This window comes from Shinella sp. NM-101 (assembly GCF_021401195.1).
In the GTDB taxonomy this organism is placed as follows: domain Bacteria; phylum Pseudomonadota; class Alphaproteobacteria; order Rhizobiales; family Rhizobiaceae; genus Shinella.
Genome location: NZ_JACBFT010000011.1, coordinates 72,169 through 89,410, shown reverse-complemented (window position 1 = coordinate 89,410; position 17,242 = coordinate 72,169). Strand labels below are relative to the sequence as shown.

Sequence of the window (17,242 nt, the reverse complement as noted above, 5' to 3'; positions counted from 1 at the left end):
ATCGCGAAACGGGAAAGAAGACCATGGCGGACGAAGAGCAGGGCGAGAAGAAGAAGCCGTCGCTCGTCATCACCATCGCGGCCATCGCCGTCCTGACGCTGCTGGCCGCCGGCGGCGGCTGGTTCGTGGGCAACATGCTTGCCCCGCCGCCGGCCGAAAAGCCGGCCGAGGAGGCGAAGGCGGCGCCGGCGGGCGGTCATGGCGGCGGCGAGAGCGCCAAGGGGGAGGCCGTGCCCCATATCTCGACCGAGGCCAACGGCGTGGTGCTGCTCGATCCCATCACCAGCAACCTCGCCTATCCCTCGGACAACCGCGTGCGCCTCGAAGTCGCGCTGATGTTCAAGGGGGCGCCCGACGTGGCGCTGGCCGAGGAGATCCACCAGGATATCATGGCCTATATGCGCACGGTCTCGCTCCAGCAGGTGCAGGGTCCGCGCGGCTTCCAATATCTCCGGGAAGACTTGCAGGAGCGGGTTGACCTCAGGTCCGAAGGACGCGTAACGAACGTCATGTTCCGGACCTTTGTGATCGAATGATTCGAGCCCTTCTGACCTTCGTCGCCATGATGGTGATGACCGGTGTGGCCTACGCCCAGCAGCAATTGCAATTGCCGGGCGGTCTTCTCAATGCGCCCGTCGACGGCTCGGTCGCCTCCTGGATCATCCGCACCTTCGGCCTGCTCACCGTCCTTTCGGTGGCGCCCGGCATCCTCATCATGGTGACGAGCTTTCCGCGCTTCGTCATCGCCTTTTCGATCCTGCGTTCCGGCATGGGGCTCGCCACCACGCCGTCGAACATGATCCTCGTCTCGCTCGCGCTGTTCATGACCTTCTACGTCATGGCGCCGACTTTCGACCGTGCCTGGCAGAACGGCGTCGAGCCGCTGATCGCCAACCAGATCGATGAGACCGAGGCCGCCAAGCGCATCGCCGAACCCTTCCGCGAGTTCATGGTGGCCAACACCCGCGACAAGGACATCGAGCTCTTCATCTCGCTTGCCGAGGAACGCGGCCAGAAGGTCATGGAAGGCAATGTCGCGGACCTGCGCGTCGTCATCCCCGCCTTCATGATCTCTGAAATCCGCCGCGGCTTCGAGATCGGCTTCCTCGTCGTCCTGCCCTTCCTCGTCATCGACCTGATCGTCGCCACCATCACCATGGCCATGGGCATGATGATGCTGCCGCCGACGTCCATCTCGCTGCCCTTCAAGATCCTGTTCTTCGTCCTCATCGACGGCTGGAACCTGCTCGTCGGCAGCCTCGTGCGCTCCTTCAACTGAAGCCGGTCCGGCAATATCGCGCGGGCGGTTTTCCGCCCGCGAACGCGCGTCTAACACCTTCTTAACCATAGGCATTTACCCCCGGTTCACCCTGTTTCGCGGCCGGTCGGATGCGACCTGCCGATTTAAGGAGTTGGCAAGGATTGGCTGCGAGTTTTGACCCAACACGACGGGTTTGGTGTCCCTTCACATCGCTGAAGAAACCGAGTTGGCATGAGGCCGAACCGCCGTAACCGGTAAAGTACCCAGTCCGGTATGTCCCCACCAGTATTTCGTTTAAAGGGACAACTAGAATGTCGAGCATTCTCACCAACACGTCTGCAATCTCCGCCCTGCAGACCCTGCGCACCATCAACAACGACATGGAAACGACGCAGGACCGTATTTCCTCGGGCATGCGCGTCGGTGCAGCCAAGGACAACGCTGCCTACTGGTCGATCGCGACCACCATGCGCTCTGACAACGCCGCCCTTTCCGCCGTCCAGGACGCCCTCGGTCTCGGCGCCGCCAAGGTTGACACCGCCTATGCCGGCGTGACCGCGGCCATCGACGTCGTCAAGGAAATCAAGTCCAAGCTCGTCACCGCCACCGAACAGGGTGTCGACCGCGCCAAGGTCGGCGAGGAAATCAAGCAGCTTCAGGATCAGCTCCGCAGCATCGGCGCTGGCGCTGCCTTCGGCGGTGAAAATTGGATCGCCGGCGGCGCCGCAGATGCGACGATCGTCACCGGCTTCACGCGCGGCTCCGACGGCACCGTGAAGGTGACCACCGCCTCCTACGATGCCGCTGCCAACTCGCTCTTCGGCGATTACGATCCGGCCACCGGCACGGTTGCCGATGACGGGCTGCTGGCTGAAGTTCTGGCCATCACGCTCGACGGCAGCACCGACGACGCCGCCGTGGCCGGCTTCCTCGACAACGTCGAAGACAATCTGGCCAAGGCCCAGACTGTCGGTTCGACGCTCGGTTCGCTCTCCAAGCGCATCAGCCTCCAGGAAGACTTCGCCTCGAAGCTGTCCGACGCCATCGACAAGGGCGTAGGCCGCCTCGTCGACGCCGACATGAACGAGGAGTCGACCCGCCTGAAGGCCCTGCAGACCCAGCAGCAGCTCGCCATCCAGTCGCTGTCGATCGCGAACTCCAACTCGCAGAACATCCTCTCGCTGTTCCGTTAATCTACGGACGGAGGAACGCGCGGAGGCTGACCCGCGAAAACCTCAGGAAAGGCCGCTCCCGCAGACGGGGGCGGCCTTTTCGCGTTTTTTCTCCAGGCGAAAGAATTCCTTAACCTTATTGCGGTTTTCTTAGCCCATCGAAACGGTGGGTTAACCAAGAAAATTAACCGGTTGGCAGGCATGATGCTGACCACCGTTGCCCGGTGAGCCCGGAATGTCCCTTTCCCAGTCAGCCATTCAAGGGGCACCTATATTATGACGAGCATTCTGACCAATGTTGCGGCCATGTCCGCTCTCCAGACGCTGCGTACCATCGGCAACGACATGGAAACCACGCAGGCTCATGTCTCCTCCGGCATGCGCGTCGGCGAGGCGAAGGACAATGCCGCTTACTGGTCCATTGCCACGACCATGCGCTCCGACAACAAGGCGCTGTCGGCCGTCCAGGACGCCCTCGGCCTCGGCGCCGCCAAGGTCGACACGGCCTATGCCGGCATGAACGCTGCCATCGACGTCGTCAAGGAAATCAAGGCCAAGATTACCGCCGCCACCGAACAGGGCGTCGACAAGGCCAAGGTCCAGGAAGAAATCAAGCAGCTCCAGCAGCAGCTCGAATCCATCGCCAGCGGCGCTTCCTTCAACGGCCAGAACTGGCTCGTCTACGACGACACGGTCGACACCGTCGCCGACAAGACGGTCGTCTCCGGCTTCGTCCGCGCCGCCGACGGCACCGTGAAGGTCAGCACCACGACCTACACGCTCGCCAACACGCCGGACGTTGCCAACGGCGACAACTCGAACGTTCTCTTCACCAAGCTCAACGACGGCACCGACCCGACCAGCGGCGGTATCCTCGGTTCGGAAGCCGGTGCCCTGGGCGTGACCCCGGTCTCAACCACCTGGGACAGCACGACGACCGTCGTCAGCATGGACATCACGGATTACACCGACGAAGACATGGCCGACGCCCTGTCGCTTGTCGAAGCCGCCTTCCAGCAGATGACCAAGGCCGCCTCGCAGCTCGGCTCGATCTCCATGCGCATCGGCCTGCAGGAAGACTTCGCCAACCGACTGACCGACGCCATCGACAAGGGCATCGGCCGCCTGGTCGACGCCGACATGAACGAGGAGTCCACGCGCCTCAAGGCCCTGCAGACCCAGCAGCAGCTCGGCATCCAGTCCCTGTCGATCGCCAATTCTTCGGCAGAAGGCATCCTCTCGCTCTTCCGTTGATCGGAAGCCGCAAGGGAAATTACGGCAAGGCCCCGGTTCTCCGGGGCCTTCTCGCATTTCAGAGCGGCGGCTTGAGGAATGAGGGCATCGCCGCTTCCGCCGCCCGCCGGTCGAGGAAAAGCCTTGCCGTATCCAGCGCTTCGCGGATCGTCACGTCCATGTCGAGATAGCGGTACGTACCGAGCCGCCCGACGAAGGTGACGCCGCGCTCCATTTGCGCGAGCGCGACATACTCGGCCAGTTGCGCCTTCTCCTCGACGAGGCGGATGGGATAATAGGGGATGTCCCCGGGTTCGCACGCCCGCGAGAACTCGCGGTAGCAGACCGAGCCGGCGTGCTCCTCCCATGGGGCAAAATGCTTGTGCTCGGTGATCCGGGTGTGGGGTACGGCGAGGTCGCCGTAGTTCATCACCGCGCAGCCCTGGTAGTCGCCGTCGTGGGTGAAGCGTTCGAAATCGAGCGTGCGATAGCCGAGCCGGCCCCGCGCGTAGTCGAAATAGCCGTCGAGCGGGCCGGAATGGAAGATGTGGGCGAAGCCGGTCCCCTGGCCGCGCCGGAAATCCGTCCCCAGCGTCACCGTGATGTCGGGATGGTCGAGGATGCGCGCGACCATCGCGCTGTAGCCGTCCTTCGGGATGCCCTGGTAGGCGTGGAAGAAATAGTTGTCGTCGTAGTTGAAGCGCACCGGCAGCCGCTTGAGGATCGAGGCCGGCAGCTCGGTCGGCGAGCAGCCCCATTGCTTCTGCGTGTAGCCCTTGAAGAAGGCCTCGTAGAGCGCGCGGCCGACGAAGCGCAGCGCCTGCTCCTCGAAGGTCCGCGGATCGCTGATGGTCCTGTCCGCCTGCTCCTCTATGAAGGCGCGGGCCTCGTCGGGCCGCAGGCTCCTGCCGAAGAACTGGTTGATCGTGTGGAGGTTGACCGGCAGCGAATAGACCTGCCCGCCGACCGTCGTCTTCACGCGGTTCCTGTAGGGCAGGAAGGTCCCGAAGCCGTTCACATAGGACCAGACCTCCGCGTCGTCCGTATGGAAGACATGCGGGCCGTAGACATGCACCATGACGCCTGTCGCCGCGTCCCGCTCGGTATGGCAGTTGCCGCCGATATGGCCGCGTGAATCGACGATCTCGACCTTGCAGCCTGCCTGCGCGAGTTCCCGGCCGATCACCGCACCGGAAAGCCCGGCGCCGACGACGAGGATCCGTTCCCCTGCCTTCATGACCTCGCCGCCCTTCCTGCGCTACCGCCCGGCCGCCGCCGGCCAGAGGCGGGAATCGGGCGGGATCGGCGCGAAGTCGTCGAGGGCCGCCAGTTGCGCGCGGTAGCGTGCGCGATAGGCCGCATCGTCCTCGAATTCGATGCCTTCGGCCGCGAGCTCGGCACCGATCTCGTAGTAGATGTCGAGGTTGCGCAGGTCCGGCACGGGCGTTTCTCCCCGCTCGGCATCGCCCTGCATCTGCCAGAACAGCTCTTCGAGACGCCGGGCGAGGGCGGGCATGTCGCGCAGCGGGCAGCTCTCGCGCTGGCTTTCGAGCGCTTCGCGCATGGCCGCAAGGCTTGCCGGGTCTTCGGCAAAGGCGATGGCCTTGCGCACGTAGTCATCAGGGCCGCTGCAAACCATTTCGGGAATGCCGGCGGCGGTGACGATGCTGGCGCAAAAGCGCGAGGAGAAGCTCTTGCCCGCGATGGTGAGGACGGGCAGGCCCTGCGTGACCGCATCGGCGGCGGTGGAATGCGCGCCATAGGGGAAGGTGTCGAGGAAGAGGTCGGCAAGGCCGATCCGCGCGAGATGGTCCGGGTTCACCGCCTTTCCGGCGAAGATCAGCCGGTCCGGCGCGATGCCAGCCTCCTGCGCCAGCACGCGGAGGCGCTCGTTGGCGACGTCGTCGCCGGCGAGCAGCCAGAGCACGCTGCCGGGCGTCGCCGCCAGGATCGCCATCCATCGGGCAAAGCAGGCGGCGGTGACCTTCTGCATGCCGTTGAAGCTGGCAAAGACGAAGGCGTCCTCCGGCAGGCCGGCGGCCGTGCGGCTGGGCCGGGGGCTCACCGCACGCTTGCGGTCGACCGGCTGGTTGCAGGCGATGCGCAGGACCTTTTCCGTATAATAAAGCTCGTTTTCCGGCGGCACGATCGTCCCGTCGGCGATCATGTATTGATGGTACGGGCTTCCCATCGTGCCGGGATAGCCGCAGAAATTCACGATCACCGGCGCGGGCCGATAGGCGAAGATCTTCGTGCGGGCGTGCTTGGTGTACCCGTTGACGTCGATGAGGATGTCGATCTCGTCCGCGACGATCTGCCGGGCGGCGTCGATGTCGCTGAGGGTGGCGATGTCGCGCCAATGGTCGACGGCCTGCCTGATGCGCGCCTGCGTCTGGTCGATCGGCGCCGGATCGCCGCAATAATAGGCGAAATTCTCGATGGACGACTTGTCGTGCAGTTCCAGCACCTCGCTCAGCGCGAAGCCTACGGCATGCTGGCGCAGGTCCGACGAGACGTAGCCGATGCGCAGGCGCTCGCCGCTGCCGGTCCTCTGCCGCACCGGCCTGCGCTCCAGCGCCGCAAGGTCGGCCGGCCGACCGATGGTCTGGCGGCAATAGCGGTGTGCCTTCGCCATCTGGAACAGCGGATCGTCCGCATGGCAGGCGATCGACATGGCGGACATGGCGTCCATGAAGTGGCGGGTCGTCAGATGGATGGACGGTGCGATGACGGGCCACTTGCACTGGCGCATCCGAAGCGAGATCCAGTGCTGCGCCGCTTCCGTGCGCGAGGGCTGCAGCTCCATCGCCTGCCAGAGCGCCGCCTCGGCCTCCTCCAGATGGCCGGTGCCTTCGAGCACGCGGCCGATGTGCTGGAGGGCGAGCAGCCGGTTGCCGAGCCGGTCGGGCGTCACCTCGGCCGTCGCATCGGCGAAGGTGCGCCACTGCTGCACGGCCTGGCCGGTCAGCCCGCAATCCTCCAGTGTCCGCCCTAGATTGATATGCGCCTGGCCGAAGAGCGGGCTCAACCGCACGGCCGCGCGCAGGGCATGCAGCGTGCCTGTGACGTCCCCGGCCTTGGAAAGCGAGACGGCATAATTGAAATAGGCCAGATGCAGCAGCGGATTGGCGTCGTTGAAGGCGATCCACGTCTTGTAGAGCTCGATCGCCGCCGCCGTCTGGCCCGCCCCGGAAAGCGTCTCGGCCGTCTGGAACAGGTCCGCGAGCGAGAGCTGCTGCGTGCGCGCGCGCAGCAGGAGATGGAGGAACGGCGCATTGGGATCGGGCGCGGAAGAGGGGCTGACGGTCATGGTCATCCTGCGGCAAGGGGCCGGCTGGCCGGGCTGTTGGACGGCTCGCAACGAGCGCGCCCCTTGCTAGCAAAGCAGCCTTGTCTCGGGCTGGCCGATTTCTGCGGACTGCGGGAACACGGGCAATCTATTAATTGTAAATTAAAGGTTGTGACCTAACAATCCAGCCAGTCGCGGATCTCGTGGCTGCTGGCATAGGGATCGGGTCCGTTTTCGGCGGCCCGGAAGCATGACGCCCCGATGCACAGGCTCGTGCGAGCCATGTCCTCCTTAATTTTCCTCGTCTGCAGGATTCCAGAGCGCTTTGGCCACTGGGAGCCGCTGTGGCTTGAAGCGTGAACGCTCGGGCGCCGAATTTTCGGCGGGGAAGTAAATTTGGCACAGCATTGAGGTAGCACACTCATGTCGATTATTTCCGCCCTGAAACCCGATCAATTTGCACTCATCAAGACCGCTGACCTTGCAGGCCTGACCAAGGAAGACGTCAAGTCGCTCACGGCTGCGCAGATCAAGACGCTCGACAAGGATGAACTGGCCGAGCTCAACAAGGAAGGCCTTGCAGAGTTCAGCGCCGCCCAGTGGAAGGCCGTCTCGGCCGCTGCCGCATCCGGCCTCACGCCGGACCAGGTCGACGCGCTCGGCGACAAGGTCAGCCTTCTGTCCGCTGCCCAGATCAACGAAATCTACAAGGCCAGCGGTACGCTCAGCAACACGCAGGTGACCGCGCTGACGGCGACCCAGCTCAAGGCCCTCGACAAGGATGCCGTTTCGGCGATCCTGAACACGTCCGGCGCCACCTTCCAGCAGGGCGAGATCGAGGCCATCAGCACCAAGGTGATCTCCGAACTCAGCGATGCCGATCAGAAGGCCCTGCTCGTCCTCGGCGGCGCGGCTGACAATACGAAGGTGACCACCCTGACGGCCAAGCAGATCGCGGCGTTCAATCCCGTGATGGTCGGAACCCTCGAAGCCGCCGATTTCGCCGCGCTCAACACGACCCAGATCAAGGCCTTCTCGGCCGCCCAGGTCAAGCTGATCGACATGGAGGAGTTCACCGCGAACTTCAAGGATCTCAGCGCCAAGCAGATCGCCGCGCTCGACGCCGATACCCAGATTGCAGGCCTGGCCAACGACCACCTGAAGGACCTCGACAAGACGCAGGTCGCAGCCTTCACGAACGCGCAGGTCGCAAAGCTGGACATGACCGAATTGGGCGATCAGGTCCAGTTCTTCACGGCCAAGCAGATCGCAGCCATCGACACGACCAAGATTGCTGACGTCGATGTCACCAAGCTGAACGTGACCCAGGTCAAGGCATTCACGGCCGCGCAGTTGGTCGAGGTGGATTTCACCAAGTTCGGCAACGATGCTGACGGCAAGGACCAGCTCGCGGCCCTGACCACCAAGCAGCTCGCCGGTACCGGCATCGGCGCCAAGCTTGCGACGCTGAGCGGCACCCAGATCAAGAGCCTGACCCCGCAGCAGGTCGCTTCGCTGGGCAAGGACACGATCACCGCCCTGGCGGGTGCGGATCTCATCAAGGAGATGACCGACGGCCAGCTCAAGGCGATCAGCGTCAAGGCCATGGCCGGCCTGACTGACGCTCACATCGCCGACCTCGCGAAGGAACAGATCGCCGTTCTCACGGACAAGCAGATCGGTTCGCTGACCAAGGAACAGGCCGCCGGCCTGACCGGTGAGCTCGCCACGGCACTGACGAAGGACCAGATCGCCAAGATGAGCGCCGATGCGCTGTCCGCGATCTCGGCAGAAGACTTTGCGACCTTCGAGCCGGATGAAATCGCCGCCATCAGCACCAAGGCCCTCTCCGCTCTGGGCGCCGGCTACTTCGAAGCGCTGGCCGACACCGGCAACACCCTCGGCGACGCGCAGATCGCGGCCCTGACGGACAAGCAGGTCAAGGCCCTGAACGATACCCAGCTCAAGGCTCTTGGCGACGGTATCGCGAAGCTGTCCGACAACAGCTTCAAGGCGCTGTCGGCCAAGCAGATCGGCGGCCTGGCAGCCGGCCAGATTCCGAAGCTGAACGTGACGCTTCTGTCGCCGGCACAGGTTGCCGGGATGACGCCCACGCAGGTCGGCGAACTCGAGGACACCCAGATCAAGGCGCTGACGGAAGGTCAGATCAAGGCCCTGACCACGGCGCAGCTCTCGAGCATGGAAGCCGATCAGGTCAAGGCGCTGGAAGTCGGGCAGATCGCATGGCTTACCGCAAAGCAGGTCGGCGCGCTGACGTCCACCCAGACCAAGGAGTTCAGCAAGGAACAGGCCGAGGCCCTGACGACCGCCCAGATCGGCAGCCTCTCGGCTGACGCGGTCGGTGGCTTCACGGACGAAGCTCTTGCCAACTTCACGGTCGGCGACATCACCCTGATCAGCACCAAGGCCATCTCCGGCCTGAAGGAAGAGCAGCTCGCCCAGCTGAGCGCCGATCAGATCAAGGAGTTCTCCGACAAGCAGGTCGCCGCCATGACCAACCAGGTCCTGATGAAGGTGATCGAAATGTACGCGGAGAACAACACCACCCCGTAAGGCCCTCGGGCCTGCGGAAATCTCCGGGAACCAACGGCGCGACCTCGGTCGCGCCGTTTCTCGTTCGTGCCGCCCGCTGCAAGTTCCGGCCATGGAAAATTCAGGATTTCTTCATCGACCTTACCGGTTCCTTAACGCCATTAACCTTTTGTTAACCATTACCCGTTAACCAGTCGTTAAGAACGACGGACTGGCGCCCAGGGCAAACGAGTGGCGCCGGATGCATGAAGCCCTCGGTCGTTACCGGTTCCCGCCTCACTCCGGCATGTCCCGACAAACTCCTTCTCCAGGGCAAGTGCCAAATGACCAGCATCCTGACCAACTCCGCCGCCATGGCGGCGCTGCAAACCCTCCGTTCCATCGACAACAGCCTCGAGACGACGCAGGCACGGGTTTCCTCCGGCCTTCGCGTCGAAACCGCCGCCGACAACGCCGCCTACTGGTCGATCGCCACCACGATGCGCTCCGACAACCGCGCGATCTCCACCGTCGCGGATGCCCTCGGCCTCGGCGCGGCCAAGGTCGACACGGCCTATACCTCGCTTGAGAACGTCATCGAGGTGATGAGCGAGATCAAGGCCAAGCTCGTGGCCGCCCGCGAGCCCGGCGTCGACAAGAACAAGATCAACGACGAGATCCTGGAGCTGAAGAACCAGCTCGTTTCGGCCTCCCAGTCCGCCTCCTTCTCCGGCGAGAACTGGCTCTACAATACCGGCACCGATCCCTTGGGCGTCAAATCGGTCGTCGCCTCCTTCGTCCGCAGCGCCGGCGGCAACGTGAAGGTCGCGACGCTCGACTTCAACACCGAGAACTCGGTGCTGATCGACATCCAGGACCCCGACCGCGGCTACCTCACCAAGGCCATCGAAATCGACGACATCATGGAAAATCCCCCGGCCGGCATCGGCCCCTATGTGATGATCGACATGGATCTGATCGACAATCCCGATCCCGACGCGACCGGCGTCATCCAGATCAAGGGCGACACGACCTACGAAGAGCTCGACGCCATGATCAGCGTCACGGACTACATCATCAAGGACCTGACCAACGCCGCCTCCACGCTCGGCGCCATCACCAAGCGCATCAACATGCAGGAAAGCTTCGTCGCCACGCTCGGCGACGTGATCGACAAGGGCATCGGCCGCCTCGTCGATGCGGACATGAACGAGGAATCGACCCGCCTCAAGGCGCTGCAGACCCAGCAGCAGCTCGGCATCCAGTCGCTCTCCATCGCCAATTCCAGCGCCGAGAACATCCTCCAGCTCTTCCGCCAGTAAGGGCAGGCAGATCAATCCGCCCGGCCGCTGGTCATCGGCCGAGGTGGGCGGTTGGGTCGCGCTATTTGCCCTGGCGCGGCCCAACACCCTTCATCTTCATCCTCGCACAAGTTTGAACCCCTAGGCTCGACGGCACGATCAGGAAGATTGCGCGCCCTTTCGCCACCCGGAAGGCGCGGTGTCCGGGAGACAGGTCAGCAGTGTTGTCAGGTAAGAGTGTCATTGCGAGGAAACGTCCAAGCGGCCCGCGGCCATCCCGCCGGGCCCTGCCGGCGTTCGGCGGGTATGCTGCGGGACCGGGGGATGCGGCATGAGCACCCATCTTGCCCGATACCTCAAGGATTTCGGCGCGCCGCCGCGCATTCAGGCACAGGTCTTCCCGCAGCCGCGCTTCGCGCAGGAGGGCGCCGTGCCCGCCGAGCCCTTCGCCCTGCCGCCCGCCCTGCCGCCGGTCGACGTGGAGGCCGAGCGGGCGGAAGCCTACGCGGAGGGCCGGGCCGAAGCCGGCACGGAGCTTGCCGCCACGCACGAGGCCGAGATCGCGGCACTGAACGAAGCGCACCGGGCCGAACTCGAAGCACTGAGGATCCGCTACGAGCAGGACTATGCGGCAGCGCTTGCCGAGCGGTTTTCCACGCTGGCGGAGACGGTTTCCGATCGCGTCGCCGCGCAGGCCGCCCAGGTGCTCGCCCCCGTCATGAGCCAGGTGCTGACGAAGGGCGCGGTGGCCGATCTCGCCCGCATGATCGCCGAGGGCCTGCAGGAGGGCGAGGGCGTCACGATCACCGTGAAGGGACCGTTGAACCTCTTCGAGCAGTTGAAGTCGCATTTCGAGGAGCCGGCCCCGGTCTTCCGCCATGTTGAGATGCAGGATGTCGATCTGACGGTGGAGTTCGGCGATACCGTCCTGGTGACGCGGATGGCGGCCTGGGCTGACACCGTGCGCAAGGTGCTTGCATGAGCGAAGGCGAAAACCACCACCACGGCAAGAACGAGATCATCATCGTCAAGCGCCATGGTGACCATGACGGCGACCACCATGCCGCCGCCTGGAAGATCGCCTATGCCGACTTCATGACGGCGATGATGGCGTTCTTCCTCGTCATGTGGCTCGTCAACGCCGCGAACGAGGAGACGAAGGCCTCCGTCGCGTCCTATTTCAACCCGATCAAGCTGACCGACGACAAGCCGGCGGAAAAGTCCCTCAAGAAGCCTGCCGACAGCAGCGAAGGCGCCTCCACGCAGGACAAGTCCAAGGAGGAGGGCCAGCAGCAGGCAAGCGGCAACGGCGCGGAAAAGGGCCGGGACGAGAACACGACGGCCGGCGAGGAGACGAAATATTCCGAGGCCGATTTCTTCAGCAATCCCTATTCGGTGCTCTCCGAGATCGCGCAGGAGGTCGGCCAGCAGGCCAATGTCAGCGCCAAGGGCGAGGGCGGCGCGGCCAATTCCGGCCCCGCCACCGGCGCCAATGGCGGCGAGGCCTATCGCGATCCGTTCGACCCCGATTTCTGGACGCAGCAGGTCGAAATCTCGCAGGCGACCGACGCCGGCAGCGAGGGCAAGCCGCAGCAAGACAAATCCGGCCAGCAGATGGCCGCGGTGGACAAGGATCGCACCGTAGAGGAAGCGCTGGCCAAGGCGGACGCGGAGGCCGGGGCGAAGGCGGCGGAAGAGGCGAAGGCCGCGACGGACGAGGCCGTCGCCGAGGCCGCGAAGGAGCGGGAAGACCAGGCGAAGGCCGAGGAGCAGAAGAAGGCCGACGAGCTCAAGCAGCAGATCACCAGGGAGATCGGCACGCTCGGCAAGCTGGCCGAGGGCCTGTCGGTCACGCCCTCCGAGGGCGGCCTTCTCGTCAGCCTCACCGACCAGCTCGATACGCCGATGTTCAATATCGGCTCGGCCGTGCCGCGGCAGGAAATGGTGCTGGCCATGCAGAAGATCGGCAAGATCCTCGAAGGCCGGCCCGGCGCCGTCGCCATCCGCGGCCATACGGACGCGCGACCTTTCGCCGGCGGCAAGAACGACAACTGGCGCCTTTCCATGGATCGCGCGCAGAGCGCCTATTACATGCTGGTGCGCGGCGGTCTGGAGGAGAAGCGCGTCAGCCAGGTCTCCGGCTTTGCAGACCGCCGCCTGAAGGTGCCGGACGATCCGATGGCGGATGCCAACCGCCGCATCGAAATCCTGATCCAGGCCGCAGGCGGCTGACACGATGGGCTTCCTCCGCCGCCTTCTCCTGACGGGTACGCTCATCGGCGCGGCGCTTGCCGTCGCCGTGTGCGCGCGCGCGGAGAGCCTGGACGACCTCGCGCCCTACAAGATGATCCGCTCGCTGCAGTTCGTGCAGGACACGGTGGTGCTCGGCGACCATTCCGCGATGGAGATGCAGCGGTTCCTGCTGACGACCATCGACGAGCGCCTGCGCACGGCCGAGCCCGCCATCTTCGATGACCCGCGAAACGTCGACGCGGCGCTCGTCTATGCGATGAGCGGCGGCAATCCCGACACGCTGGAGCTCCTGATCAGGAAGGATATAGCCGGCCACTTCGATTCCCGCCTCACCGATGCCCTGCGCAGTTATCTCGGCGGGCGGGGCAGCCAGAGCGTCAAGTCGCTGGCGGAGATCTTCCCGGAATACAAGCGATCGCGCGTCGGCCCCTATCTGGCGCTGGTCTCGGCCAATTCGGTCATCCGCAAGGATCCGAAGCTTGCGCTCAGCTATTTCGACTGGGCCCGCCTCGTGGCGCCCGGAACCATCGTGGAAGAGGCGGCCCTGCGCCGTTCCATCTATCTGGCGGGCGAAGCCGGCTGGGTCGACAAGAGCATGACCTATGCCAATCGCTACGCGCGGCGCTTCCTGCGCTCGCCCTATGCGAGCCAGTTTGCCGATCTCTTCGTGAAGCTCGCCGTCGACCATTTCGACGCGCTCAAGGAGGAGGACATCCTCGAGGTCCTCTCCTTCATGGACGTGCCCCGCCAGCGCGAGGTCTATCTGCGCATGGCGCGGCTGGCGGCGATCTCGGGCAAGAACAAGCTGGCCTCGCTCGCCGCCGAACGCGCCCAGATCCTTTCGGGCGACGGCGAGAGCGTTCCGAAGGTGCTGGCCGATCTTTATTCCGGCCTCGCCTCGGTACCTTCCAGCGACGTCGCCTCGGCCATGGAGGCGATCGCCGCCATTCCCGACGACCAGCTTTCGGCGAAGGACCGGGCGCTGAAGGCGGCGGCGCGCGCGGTGGCGGAAGAGGTTCTGCGCACGCCGAAGGCGGCAAGGGTGCCGGACGCAGTAGCGGAGGAACCGGTGCCCCAGGCGGCGGAAGACGCCTCCTATGATGGGTTGAACGAGGCGGAGAGCGCCGAACGGACGATGGATCCGCAGGCCGCGGACGGCGGGCAAACGCCGGTCGCTGCCGCGCCGCAAAAGGAAACAGAAGAGCAGCAGGACAAGGCGGGCATCGACCCGGCATTCGACTCGTTCGTGTCGAGCGGCCGGTCCAAGCTCGACGAGATCGATGCGCTCTTGAAAGGAGAAGGCAGTTGAGCACCATAGATAGCGGAGTTTTGGGTATCGCGCCCGGCCAGGCGCCGTCCCGGGGCAAGGCCGCCGGCTCCTCCGAGAAGGGCGATTTCGCCGCCACGGTCGCAAGCTTCCATCCGAAGGAAGGGGAGGAGGGCCGCAGGGGCGGTCGCATCTCGATCTCCGGCAACGGCCAGGGCGAGCATGAAGCCGAGCCGATGAACGGCGTACGGGCGAAGGCGTCCCATCGCGACGTCTCGGCGCTTGCCGAAGCGCTGCGCAAGGCCACCGCCGAAACGTCCGGCGAGGATGGCGAGGACAAGCCGGCGGCGCATGCGGGCGCAGGCCGTTCCGGCCGCAAGGCCCATGCCGGCGCCCGCGAGGGCGGCGGGGCGGAGACGCCGAAGGCCGGCGACCCGGCTGTCGACGGCACGAAGGAAGCCGCAGCGGGCGGGACGGAGGTCGGCAATCTGCTGGAGCTTCTGGCGGCGCCCGCCGTCCCGGCCCATGCGGCGGCGCCCGACGGTGCCGCGATCCGGGAAGCCCGTGCGCAGGCGAGCGGCAAGGCCGCCGGCAAGGTGGATCTGTCGGCCGGCGGGGTGGTTGCCGGTACTGACGACGCCGCTGCTGGCGAAGCCGCAGACGCAGGCGACGTGCAGCGATCGGGCAAAGACAGGCTCTTCCGCCTGGCCCGCGCGGACGGCAAGGGCCGCGAGCTTGACATGACCATCGCCGGTGCCGGTGACCGCGCGACCCTTCGCGATGCCAGCCCGACCGGGCCGCGCGGCGAGACGGTGACGGTGGTGGATGCGCGCCGCTATATCGGCCTTGCGCCCACGGGCAATGCCGGCGCCGTGACGACCGCGATCACGCAGGATCCGCAATGGACGTCGTCGCTCAGCGCCACCGGGGGCCTCACCCAGGCGGAGGCGGCGACCGGCAAGGTCGTCAACACGCTGAAGATCCAGATGCATCCGATCGAACTCGGCCTCGTGACGGCGACGCTGCGCCTGCAGGGCGATGCGCTGGTCGTCTCGCTGCAGGTGGAGACGGGTGAGGCCTATCGCCAGCTCAACGACGACCAGGATGCCATCGTGCGGGCGTTGCGCGGCCATGGCTTTGCCGTCGACCAGGTCACCGTGCAGCTTGCGCCGGCGGATCGCGGTGCAGGCACCCAGCAGGGCGACGGGCAGGGGCAGCAGTTCTCCGGCCAGCCGCAGGCCCGCGCAGGCGGCAACGGCCGTGAGGGCAACGGCGAGGGCGCAGGCACATTCGGACGCGAAGGAAAGTCTCATGAGGGCAATATGTCGGAAAACGCTGCTGGCCTCGCTGGCGGCCAGTCTGTGCGCTCTGGCGGCGTCTATCTCTGACGCTGCCGCTTCCGTCGGCTCCTGCGAGCGGGAAATTCTCGCCGCCGCCGCCAAGTACGATATTCCGGCAGGCATCCTCTATTCCGTCGGCCTCACCGAGACCGGCAGGAAGGGCTCCTTGCAGCCCTTCGCGCTGAACATCGAGGGCAAGGCCTATTTTGGCAGGAGCCGCGAGGAGGCTTTGCAGGCTTTCGAGGCGGCGCGCGCCCGCGGCGCCAAGCTGATCGATCTCGGCTGCATGCAGATCAACCACCACTTCCACGGCGATCATTTCGCATCGCCTTCCGAGATGTTCGACCCGCGCAAGAACGTCGAATATGCGGCCGCCTTTCTTGCACGCCTGCACGCCCGCCACGAGACCTGGACCATGGCCGTCGCGCGCTACCACGCCGGCCCGAACAACGACCCAGCCCAGAAGCGATATGTCTGCCGGGTGATCGCGAACCTGGTCGCGACGGGGTACGGAAGCTGGACGCCGAACGCCAGCCAGTTCTGCAAATAACTCGACCGGAAGTTGAATTTCCGTTCTACCCAGGATTTGTCCCACAATGTGGCGGGATTGCGCCTGTTTTGCGATGGCAAGGCAGGGCGTTAACCTTTATTAACTTTTCCACCAAAAAATTGTGCCTTGTCTCGCCTCGGGATACTATATGTAGACCAAATCGGCACAGATTTCTTAATCAACTGTTAAAACCAGCCGTTTAGTTCCTCTAGTTGCCGGCGATTCGGCCGATTCGTACCAGTGTTTGAACGAGGCACCACACTGATTCGGAGGCGGACGAATGATCGTAGTGGTTGATGAGCGCGAGCTCGTTAAAGACGGCTATACTTCTCTTTTTGGTCGCGAGGGCGTGCCCTCGACGGGGTTCGATCCCCGTGAATTCGGCGAGTGGGTCAACACCGCCGCCGATTCGGACATCGATGCGGTGGAAGCGTTCCTGCTCGGCCAGGGCCAGATTTCCATGGAACTGCCGCGCGCGATCCGGGACCGCTCCCAGGCCCCGGTGATCGCGGTCAGCGACACCCCTTCTCTCGAAACCACGCTTGCCCTCTTCGACAGCGGCGTCGACGACGTGGTGCGTAAGCCGGTCCACCCCCGTGAGATCCTGGCCCGTGCGGCGGCCATCCGGCGTCGCCTGAAGGCGCTCACCAACTACACCGATATCGGCCCGATCCGCGTCTTCTCGGACGGCCGCGATCCGGAGATTTCCGGCAGCGTCTTCCCGCTGCCGCGCCGCGAGCGCCGCATCCTGGAATATCTGGTCGCCAACCGCGGCCGTCGTCTTTCAAAGACGCAGATCTTCAACGCGATCTACGGCATCTTCGACGAGGACGTCGAGGAAAACGTCGTCGAAAGCCACATCAGCAAGCTGCGCAAGAAGCTGCGCAAGAAGCTCGGCTTCGACCCGATCGATTCCAAGCGTTTCCTTGGCTACTGCATCGACTGGCAGAGCTGAAACGGGATTGCGGCTGGCGGGAAGGCGGATCCCGGCAGCCAGCTTCACGCAAGGCCCATCCCATAGGGTCTGAGCACGAGACGAACGGG

14 protein-coding genes are annotated in these 17,242 nt (G+C 64.8%); 12 read left to right on the top strand and 2 right to left on the bottom strand.

Annotated elements, in window-relative coordinates:
- Positions 1–23: 23 nt before the first annotated feature.
- The 4 genes from fliL to L0976_RS19705 all read left to right on the top strand — a co-directional run bounded on the left by fliL (position 24) and on the right by L0976_RS19705 (position 3,687).
- A complete protein-coding gene (fliL, locus tag L0976_RS19720) occupies positions 24–536 on the top strand; it encodes a flagellar basal body-associated protein FliL (protein WP_203317583.1) in 513 nt (170 codons plus the stop codon).
- A complete protein-coding gene (gene fliP / locus L0976_RS19715; protein WP_234188939.1) occupies positions 533–1,279 on the top strand; it encodes a flagellar type III secretion system pore protein FliP in 747 nt (248 codons plus the stop codon). Before fliL ends, fliP begins: the two co-directional genes overlap by 4 nt.
- 293 nt (positions 1,280–1,572) lie before the next feature.
- Positions 1,573–2,454, top strand: coding sequence for a flagellin (locus L0976_RS19710; protein WP_234188938.1), 882 nt, complete (start codon positions 1,573–1,575; stop codon positions 2,452–2,454).
- 255 nt (positions 2,455–2,709) lie between these two features.
- On the top strand, positions 2,710–3,687 hold the full coding sequence (locus L0976_RS19705; protein ID WP_203317586.1) for a flagellin: 978 nt from the start codon (positions 2,710–2,712) through the stop codon (positions 3,685–3,687).
- A gap of 58 nt (positions 3,688–3,745) precedes the next feature.
- Here the strand turns inward: L0976_RS19705 and L0976_RS19700 are convergent, their stop codons facing one another.
- Positions 3,746–4,903 (bottom strand): UDP-galactopyranose mutase, encoded by a 1,158-nt coding sequence (locus L0976_RS19700; protein ID WP_234188937.1) that lies wholly within the window; start codon positions 4,901–4,903, stop codon positions 3,746–3,748.
- Positions 4,904–4,924: 21 nt separating this feature from the next.
- The gene (locus L0976_RS19695; RefSeq protein WP_234188936.1) at positions 4,925–6,976 is read right to left on the bottom strand and encodes a glycosyl transferase; all 2,052 of its coding nucleotides are present in this window, start codon (positions 6,974–6,976) and stop codon (positions 4,925–4,927) included.
- 402 nt (positions 6,977–7,378) lie between these two features.
- Between L0976_RS19695 and L0976_RS19690 the strand changes: the two genes are divergently transcribed.
- From L0976_RS19690 to rem, 8 genes are all read left to right on the top strand, one after another.
- Positions 7,379–9,529: a hypothetical protein gene (locus L0976_RS19690; RefSeq protein ID WP_234188935.1), complete on the top strand. Its 2,151-nt coding sequence runs from the start codon at positions 7,379–7,381 to the stop codon at positions 9,527–9,529.
- 302 nt (positions 9,530–9,831) lie between these two features.
- The gene (locus L0976_RS19685; protein WP_203317590.1) at positions 9,832–10,809 is read left to right on the top strand and encodes a flagellin; all 978 of its coding nucleotides are present in this window, start codon (positions 9,832–9,834) and stop codon (positions 10,807–10,809) included.
- Between the two features lie 310 nt (positions 10,810–11,119).
- Complete coding sequence (locus L0976_RS19680; protein WP_234188934.1) at positions 11,120–11,770, top strand: hypothetical protein; 651 nt, start codon at positions 11,120–11,122, stop codon at positions 11,768–11,770.
- Entirely contained in the window at positions 11,767–13,020 is a 1,254-nt protein-coding gene (locus tag L0976_RS19675) for a MotB family protein (RefSeq protein ID WP_234188932.1), read from the top strand. Before L0976_RS19680 ends, L0976_RS19675 begins: the two co-directional genes overlap by 4 nt.
- A gap of 4 nt (positions 13,021–13,024) precedes the next feature.
- Complete coding sequence (motC, locus tag L0976_RS19670) at positions 13,025–14,350, top strand: chemotaxis protein MotC (RefSeq protein ID WP_234188931.1); 1,326 nt, start codon at positions 13,025–13,027, stop codon at positions 14,348–14,350.
- Complete coding sequence (locus L0976_RS19665; protein WP_234188930.1) at positions 14,347–15,696, top strand: flagellar hook-length control protein FliK; 1,350 nt, start codon at positions 14,347–14,349, stop codon at positions 15,694–15,696. The genes motC and L0976_RS19665 overlap by 4 nt, the downstream gene beginning before the upstream one ends.
- Positions 15,620–16,198 (top strand): transglycosylase SLT domain-containing protein, encoded by a 579-nt coding sequence (locus L0976_RS19660; RefSeq protein ID WP_234188929.1) that lies wholly within the window; start codon positions 15,620–15,622, stop codon positions 16,196–16,198. Before L0976_RS19665 ends, L0976_RS19660 begins: the two co-directional genes overlap by 77 nt.
- Positions 16,199–16,478: 280 nt before the next feature.
- Positions 16,479–17,153, top strand: a complete 675-nt coding sequence (gene rem / locus L0976_RS19655) for a transcriptional activator Rem (RefSeq protein ID WP_203317596.1) — start codon at positions 16,479–16,481, stop codon at positions 17,151–17,153.
- Positions 17,154–17,242: the final 89 nt, after the last annotated feature.

What these genes read in the sequence shown, in the direction of transcription:
- fliL (WP_203317583.1), top strand. Translation starts at nt 24, where the DNA reads ATGGCGGACGAAGAGCAGGGCGAGAAGAAGAAGCCGTCGCTCGTCATC.
- fliP (WP_234188939.1), top strand. Translation starts at nt 533, where the DNA reads ATGATTCGAGCCCTTCTGACCTTCGTCGCCATGATGGTGATGACCGGT.
- L0976_RS19710 (WP_234188938.1), top strand. Translation starts at nt 1,573, where the DNA reads ATGTCGAGCATTCTCACCAACACGTCTGCAATCTCCGCCCTGCAGACC.
- L0976_RS19705 (WP_203317586.1), top strand. Translation starts at nt 2,710, where the DNA reads ATGACGAGCATTCTGACCAATGTTGCGGCCATGTCCGCTCTCCAGACG.
- L0976_RS19700 (WP_234188937.1), bottom strand. Translation starts at nt 4,903, where the DNA reads ATGAAGGCAGGGGAACGGATCCTCGTCGTCGGCGCCGGGCTTTCCGGT.
- L0976_RS19695 (WP_234188936.1), bottom strand. Translation starts at nt 6,976, where the DNA reads ATGACCGTCAGCCCCTCTTCCGCGCCCGATCCCAATGCGCCGTTCCTC.
- L0976_RS19690 (WP_234188935.1), top strand. Translation starts at nt 7,379, where the DNA reads ATGTCGATTATTTCCGCCCTGAAACCCGATCAATTTGCACTCATCAAG.
- L0976_RS19685 (WP_203317590.1), top strand. Translation starts at nt 9,832, where the DNA reads ATGACCAGCATCCTGACCAACTCCGCCGCCATGGCGGCGCTGCAAACC.
- L0976_RS19680 (WP_234188934.1), top strand. Translation starts at nt 11,120, where the DNA reads ATGAGCACCCATCTTGCCCGATACCTCAAGGATTTCGGCGCGCCGCCG.
- L0976_RS19675 (WP_234188932.1), top strand. Translation starts at nt 11,767, where the DNA reads ATGAGCGAAGGCGAAAACCACCACCACGGCAAGAACGAGATCATCATC.
- motC (WP_234188931.1), top strand. Translation starts at nt 13,025, where the DNA reads ATGGGCTTCCTCCGCCGCCTTCTCCTGACGGGTACGCTCATCGGCGCG.
- L0976_RS19660 (WP_234188929.1), top strand. Translation starts at nt 15,620, where the DNA reads ATGAGGGCAATATGTCGGAAAACGCTGCTGGCCTCGCTGGCGGCCAGT.
- rem (WP_203317596.1), top strand. Translation starts at nt 16,479, where the DNA reads ATGATCGTAGTGGTTGATGAGCGCGAGCTCGTTAAAGACGGCTATACT.